Annotated in this window: 6 protein-coding genes; 3 read left to right on the top strand and 3 right to left on the bottom strand. The window is 46.8% G+C overall.

Annotated elements, in window-relative coordinates:
• The coding region (locus tag JGK36_RS18710; protein ID WP_293197810.1) for a hypothetical protein at positions 1–218 on the bottom strand (218 nt) is incomplete at its 3' end.
• A 403-nt stretch (positions 219–621) separates the two neighbouring features.
• On the opposite strand from JGK36_RS18710, the gene JGK36_RS18705 reads away from it, so the two are divergent.
• Both JGK36_RS18705 and JGK36_RS18700 read left to right on the top strand, forming a co-directional pair.
• Positions 622–1,728, top strand: coding sequence for a FecR family protein (locus tag JGK36_RS18705; protein WP_293186237.1), 1,107 nt, complete (start codon positions 622–624; stop codon positions 1,726–1,728).
• A gap of 170 nt (positions 1,729–1,898) precedes the next feature.
• A complete protein-coding gene (locus JGK36_RS18700; protein WP_293186238.1) occupies positions 1,899–3,713 on the top strand; it encodes an adenylate/guanylate cyclase domain-containing protein in 1,815 nt (604 codons plus the stop codon).
• A gap of 243 nt (positions 3,714–3,956) precedes the next feature.
• Here the strand turns inward: JGK36_RS18700 and glsA are convergent, their stop codons facing one another.
• Entirely contained in the window at positions 3,957–4,880 is a 924-nt protein-coding gene (gene glsA, locus JGK36_RS18695) for a glutaminase A (RefSeq protein ID WP_293193396.1), read from the bottom strand.
• 543 nt (positions 4,881–5,423) lie between these two features.
• On the opposite strand from glsA, the gene JGK36_RS18690 reads away from it, so the two are divergent.
• Positions 5,424–5,774: a hypothetical protein gene (locus tag JGK36_RS18690; protein ID WP_293186242.1), complete on the top strand. Its 351-nt coding sequence runs from the start codon at positions 5,424–5,426 to the stop codon at positions 5,772–5,774.
• On the opposite strand, the gene JGK36_RS18685 is transcribed toward JGK36_RS18690, so the two are convergent.
• Positions 5,771–6,757 (bottom strand): YdcF family protein, encoded by a 987-nt coding sequence (locus tag JGK36_RS18685; protein ID WP_293186244.1) that lies wholly within the window; start codon positions 6,755–6,757, stop codon positions 5,771–5,773. The two genes, JGK36_RS18690 and JGK36_RS18685, sit on opposite strands and share 4 nt — an antisense overlap.
• Positions 6,758–7,019 lie beyond the last annotated feature (262 nt).

Raw genomic sequence — 7,019 nt, 5'->3', positions numbered from 1 at the left:
CAGCCGAGGCGGGTTAATCCGCTCGAAGTGAAAGCGAAAGGGGAGGGACTTGAAGCCTCCCATGTCATGTAATAGATGACTATACTTTTACCAGCTATTCTAGTCGGAGTTGCTCGATCTTTGCCCCCTTGTCGCTCGGCCCAGCCTGCGTTGGTTGCACAGGCACAAGCTCCACTCCCAAAGCCAGCCGCACCACTTATATAATTATTTTTTATCACTTCCCAAAGGGAATCTTTTTATTAATTGCCACAACTACAGGATTTCTTCCCAATTATTCATCCTTCCGGCCGAAGCCAAAAGACCTTTACTAGCAGTAATTAATTTTATGTTTGCTATATATAAATATTCGCTCTTTCCTATTGAGAGCGGCGAAAACTCTTGTTCTGCAAGACTCTTGGTCTGGGGAACCCAAAAATTACACATCAAATCTGAGGAAACTGCCTCGTTGTAACAGTTTACTAAATTTTGACAATAAAAAGAAGATTTAATGGTAAGCTTTCTTGCTGAGAAAGCTTATTTTGGCTGCTGTTTTATGGCAAAAAAAATGGAACGATTTCCGGATTTAAGAAGTCTAATAAAGCAAATGAAGTCTAAGAACTTCAACATGACAAAATAGAAAATATGAATAAAATTTTTACTTGCTGGCGATCGACCAAAATTCCACTCCTAAGTTTGTCCTTAGCTGTGCTGGCCTGTCTTCCAGCCTTTCGCCCTACGATCGCCAGTCCGCTGTCTCCATCCCCCAAACAGCAGTCAAACCCTACTAAAATTATCTCGGTCGATCGACCGCCAGCACCACCAACCGGCTCAAAGTCTCCAAAATTTCCGGTAATAGCGGCAGCCAATCCATCCCCAACCAAGACAATCAACGCTCAGGGAACAGCGACAGGCCGATCGCTCGAAATTCAAGAAATTCGCGGTACAGTCACCTTTAAAGGGCGGCCCGCCGTCGTCGGCGATCGGCTCCTCGCCCCCGGAGACGAAATCATCACCGACCCCGATTCCACAGCCCGCTTAGCGATCGACAACAACACCGGCATCGTTGAAGTTGCCGAAAAAACCGCAGTTAGAATATCCGATTTGTCAAGCACTTCAGGCGAAAACGACACAGCTATTTTTGTCAGCAGGGGACGAGTGAGATTGTCGATCGGCAAAACTGCTGCGCCCACAGCCGCAGCTCAAACCTCAGCAATTATCCTACCCAAGCAAATTGCCGCCTTAAATACATTCAGCCCAATTGCCGAAACCAATCAAATAGCCCAACAAAAAAAATCTCCCAGAACCGCCCCAGTCAGGGTTGAAACCCCCGAAGGCGTTGCCGGAGTCAGGGGTACATCCTTTGGCGTCAGCGTCGGCCCAGACGGCAAAACCGGAGTCGAAACCATTGAAGGTTCAGTCGGAGTATCTGGCAAAAACGACTCCGAAGTAGTTGTCAACGGCGGTAACGCCACGGAAATTTTCCCTCAAACTCCCCCCGCACCGCCATCAGCCAGCCCTCGCTTAGCCGATCTCAAAGTCCGCAGTTTGTCGAGACTCGGTGGGAATATCTATCGCCTCAGCGGTCAAATTAACCCGATCGACATAATTTATGTCAACAACCAAGCCATTAAGATCGATCGAGAAGGTAAATTCAAAATCCAAGGAATTTTACCGGCCAGCCGCCGCCTCAAAATTGTAGTGAGAGGATCGTCCGTCAGAGAAAAGCATTACAACCTCGCAGTTCCCTAAACAACTGATCTAGATCGGACGGCGGTTTCAAGCGCCCGGTATTATCATCTGAAATATCGGTCTGGTTTCAACCCGCGGAGGCGGGTTTTGTTTGTCTAGACGCGGTTTCAACCGCCCGGTATTATCCGAACATCAGCATCGAATGTCAATTATTGCGTCAAATTAATTGAATGAAGTTCAAACAATTGATCGAGCATCTGAAACACAATCAACTGATTGGCATCCGGCAATATCTCATCACAAATCCTCCCTGGCTGACAGGCGCCGTAGCAGGAATAATGTCTGTCGCCATGCTGCAATTGGGAATGTGGAAACCCCTTGAATATTTGGGATACAAAACCCTATTTCAAATTCGAGAATCGGGAGTTTTGCCAAATCCGGGTTGGGATGAGAGAATTGCGGTAATTGCGATCGAACCCCAAAGCTTGCAGGAATACGGTCAATTTCCGTGGTCGCGCAATCGCTACGCCGCCCTGCTGTCAGCTTTAAAAAAATTTCCCCCCACAGCAGTTGGTTTCGACATTCTTTTCCTCGATCCGAGTCCGAAAGATGAAATGTTAGCCGCTGCGATCGCCACAAATGGCAAAGTTGTACTCCCAAGAACCACCCAAGAACAACCAGTAGCATCTTTAAAAGCAGCCGCCGCAGGTGTCGGACATATAATGCACGAACCGAACAGCGACGGCGTTAGCCGCGATTCAAAAATATTTCTCGACTCCATTCCTAACTTCGGTTTAGTAATGACTCAGAGGTACAACGCTGCTAACCCGCAAAATCCTGTATTGCTGCCGCAGCCACAAAATATGCAGGAACAAACAGTCTGGGTTAACTGGCCCGGGAAAACAGAAAATCTACGTACCTATGCTTTTGTGGATGTTGTAGAAGGTAGAATTCCTGAAAATGCTTTAGCTGATAAATTAGTCTTAGTCGGTCTAGTCGCTACGGGTTTTGACCAGATATCTACACCTCTGAACAAGACTACTGCTGGGGTTTATTTATATGCAGCTTTAGTTGACAATTTGCTCAATCAGCGATTGCTAAAGCGACTGCCCGCAGCGCTAGAAATTTTGTTATTGTTGGGGATTGGCCCCCTTACTACTTCGGTGCTGTGCAACCGAGGTGTTAAAGCAAGAATTGCGATCGCCCTTGGTTTACCTGTAATTTGGGTTACGGCTGCTGCTGTATTATTTGGCTACTATTTTTGGTGGCTTCCCGTTGCCGCACCCATCGGCACCCTCATTTTATCTGGTACTGCTTTACAAGTGCGGGAACAGTACGAAAAACAGCAGTTAATGAGGTTATTTGAAAAACACGTCGCCCCCGAAACTGCTCAGCTTATTTGGGAACGCAAAGCAGAGATATTTGAACAGGGAGAACTCGAACCTCAAGAACTTACAGCAACTGTGCTGTTTATGGATATTCGCAGTTTTACTTCAATTTCCGAAAAAATGCGGCCGCGGGATTTGCTCACCTGGCTGAACCATTATTTGGAAGCGATGACCGACTGTATTATGGATCACGGCGGCGTTGTCGATAAATACATTGGTGATGCAATTATGGCAGTTTTTGGTGTACCTTTTTGCCACACAGAATATCCCGAAATTCAACAAGATGCTTTAAATGCCGTAGCAGCTTGCATCGCCATGCACGAAAAGCTGCACAAAATCAACGAGCAGCTTAGAATTGACCGCAAACCTTTAATTAAGTTTGGCATTGGTTTGCATACCGGACAGTTAGTTGCCGGCAGCGTCGGCGGTTCCCGGCGTTTGAATTATTCTGTAATCGGCGATGCTGTCAACGTTGCGGCTAGATTGGAGGCGATGAATAAGGAAATTATTTCTGACAGTCCTTTTAATTTGTTGGTGACGGGGAGAACTTTTGCTTACGTGCGCGATCGCTACGAAGGGCAAAAAGTAGGAGCGATTCAATTGCGCGGCAAAAAAGAAGAAACTGTGGTTTATGCTATTTTGGGTGAAAAGCAGTAGTCAGTAGTCAGTTGACAGTTGACAGTTGACAGTTGTTATTGGTTATTGGTTATTGGTTATTGGTTATTGGTTATTGGTAGTTGGTTATTGGTAGTTGGTTATTGGTAGTTGGTTATTGGTAGCCACTAACAAATAACATCGGACAAATAACAAATAACAAATAACAATGTCCTGCGCGGGCCTTCTTCCCAATTCCCAATTCCCAATTCCCAATTCCCAATTACCAATTACCAATTACCCAATCTAATCAAATATACTCAGCCGCAAAGATTTAGCTATTTGTTCCAACAGAAACAAACCGCCGACAGAATTTCCCTCTTTATTCAAAGGCGGACTGTAGGAGGCGATCGCCCCTTCGCCCGGAATAACCGACAACAAAGCCCCGCTAACACCCGACTTAGCGGGAATTCCCACCCGCAGCGCAAAGCGGGCCGATGCTTCATACAAACCGCAAGTAGCCATCAGCGCTTTCACAGTGCGACAGTTTTCCGCGATCGCTTCACCACCATTTACCAACACCATTCCCAGCTTCGCCAAATCCTCTACACTTCCAGACAAACAGCAAACGCGATTGTAGGTTTCTAACGCAATTTCCGAGTTTTGTAGATAACCAGATTCTACCATTGCTAAGGCAAGATCCCAATTTTTTTGATTCGGCATAGCATTCACTGAATCGAGCATTAACTCGTCAACAAATAGCTGACTTTTTGCCTGTTGGTTCAGCCAAGTTCGCAGGTTTTGACAGCGTTCAACCGCATTTTCACCGGGAATCAAAGACGCTAGAGCGATCGCCCCGCTATTAATCATCGGATTTCTCGGCTTCCCTTTATCCCTTTCGAGTTGAGTCAGAGAATTGAAAGGAAGTTCCGAAGGCTCGCAGCCCACGCAGTCAAAAACTGCTTTTTCACCCAATTCGCACAGCAAGTAAAGCAAGACGAAAGGTTTGACTGCGCTCATCAGCGGGAATGTGGTAGCAGCGCTACCCCAGCTCAAAATTTGACCGTCAATTGCCCGAATTTGCACGGCAAACCATTGTCTGTCGGCTTGGGCAAGGAGAGGTACGTATGCGGGGATTTTACCGGATTTACTGCGATTAATTGCCTCTATTGCCCAAGCTGCCAGTTGTTCTGGTTCCAGGGAAGATAGTTTGCTGGTGGGTGTTTTCACTTTCGGTTATTTAAATATTTACGATCGCCCTTGTGAACCAGAAACCCTGTTTTTAAAGCACATTGCGACACTTGAGCTCCGGGAAAAACCCGGTTTGTGAGGTGAGAGCAAGTGCGATCGCTCTATCGCAATAAAATTGGTTCGTAGTGCGGACTTCAGTCCGCAGGCGCTAACTTTGATTGTTATGGTAATTGACCGGACATAATATGAGAGCAAGTGCGATCGGCTTTCAGGCTGCGATCGTTACCGCCTGCGGGCAGCTAATCAATATTATTGACAAAATTTTCCTAAAAATCTGTACTTTGCATAAAAACCTCCCTTTCACCCAGATAGATAGGTAGCAGCATCAAGGCAGCGCTGCTACCCAAAATCAACAAGGACTAGCTTGAAATGCCTTCAACTTCTTATTTTTAATCCCCAATCAGGGGCGGGGTGCATATTTAATTTAATTTTTTCAGAGTTCGCGCAATCCTTTCCGGAAAACCCCCGAACCTCTGAGAATCTACTATCCAATCGGATCTACTCAAACCCAGGATAAAAAAAATGGCAGACGAACCGAAAACAGATGCAGCAGAAGCACCAAAACCCGCTCCGATGATTTTTAAGGGTGTCTGCAAGGACGGAGTTCTCAAAGGCAAAGAAATTGAAGGCAAATTAGATATCAAAGTAAACGTTGAATCAGTCACAACGCCAGCACCAACTCCAACAAAATCTAAGTGGGAGGAGCCTATATTTTGGGCGGTGTTTTTATTAACTGCCAACTTTGCCGTCGGCGATCCCGCCGGAATGAGAAAATACAGCCCCCCACAAAGGTCTCATTCTCAGGAAATGTTAAACCAATCTGGGGAGCAGTCGGTGTTGCCTCAAAAAAACACCACCAACTTGCCGCTTTAGGCTCTGGGAGCCTGCCAGCCGCGCAAATAGTAATAAACAGACCCGAAATATTCATCGAATACTCGTGTCGTAGTTACCAAAGCTTCTGCACTGGGCAGGAAATCTGCCGCGTCTAAGCGCAGTTTGGAATGCCCTCCTGACACTGGCTGGTAAGTGTAGAAGTCCGTAGCTCTAGGAATCACCTGGATTCCCATATTCGCAAAAGCGAGGCTGGCACGTCGCATCTGAATTGCAGATGTTACCAGGATTACTTTGCGCCCGACGCCGCGGCTGTCGAGGATTTTTCTCACTTCCTCGGCGCTGGTGCGTATGTTCCTGCCATTATCGTCGAGAACGATATTGTTGCGCGGCACGCCCATGTTGCTTGCCAGCAAAGTTTGGATATCTTTAGCTTCGCCAGTATCATTCTGTAAATTTGCTCTGGGCCCAGCACTAACAATCACCAAAGGTGCTAGTTCTTTTTTGTACAAAACAGCAGCATAGGGCAAGCGATTGCCTGTGTCTGTCAGTTGAATTGCTTCTCGGTTAGCGTTGTGACTGTTAGTCGTTCCCTTGCCCAGCAGGACGATCGCCGCTGCTGTTTCATCGCAGCAAACTGTGCGGGCTGCGGCATCTCGTTCTGCTTGATCTGCGAACCAATAAGCCACCACTGGCATACTCGACAGAATCAAAACCAGCAGCGCAGCCAGGATCATTCTCGGCGCCGGGTTGCGGATGCCCCCGTTCGTGATCAGCGCCGATGCAATCACCAACAGTGAGATCGCAAAACCTAGCGGCTTAAAGAAGAAAGCTATTAAGCCGAAAATCGCCGCTCCGACTGGCGTGTCTGGGGCAAAAAAAGCGAGGAACAAAAGGCTGATCAGCAGCAAAACGCGCAGCCGATCTATTAAAGGATTGTCTTTGCCTCCTGATTGATCCCACCACGATTTGATCAGTGAGAAGAGGAGGAATAGAAATAGAATGCGAGCGAATAGTTCAGGCATCTTGCAATATTCTGTGTCTTCATAAATTAGTACGGAAGTGTGGAACGAGCGCTAATTTAGCTGCGGGAGCAAATACGGGCATCGGTTGAGTTGGGTTGTTAACTTTGGCCGATCGCACAGTTCGATCGCATTTCTGAGAAATGCTCTATTCCGGTCAGCTATCAACTATTGGTTGCACGCAAGGAGATCCCGCTACTTCCAGTCAGTCGATTTTAAATTTTAAATTTTAGATTTTAGATTGACTCCACAGATGAATCTAGGA

This window comes from Microcoleus sp. PH2017_35_SFW_U_B (assembly GCF_020737865.1).
Classification (GTDB): Bacteria; Cyanobacteriota; Cyanobacteriia; order Cyanobacteriales; family Microcoleaceae; genus Microcoleus.
The sequence above is the reverse complement of the archived record's forward strand: the minus strand, read 5'-3'. Positions and strand labels throughout refer to the sequence as shown.

Coding starts and splice junctions, on each gene's coding strand:
- JGK36_RS18705 (WP_293186237.1), top strand. CDS start 622: ATGAATAAAATTTTTACTTGCTGGCGATCGACCAAAATTCCACTCCTA.
- JGK36_RS18700 (WP_293186238.1), top strand. CDS start 1,899: ATGAAGTTCAAACAATTGATCGAGCATCTGAAACACAATCAACTGATT.
- JGK36_RS18690 (WP_293186242.1), top strand. CDS start 5,424: ATGGCAGACGAACCGAAAACAGATGCAGCAGAAGCACCAAAACCCGCT.
- JGK36_RS18685 (WP_293186244.1), bottom strand. CDS start 6,757: ATGCCTGAACTATTCGCTCGCATTCTATTTCTATTCCTCCTCTTCTCA.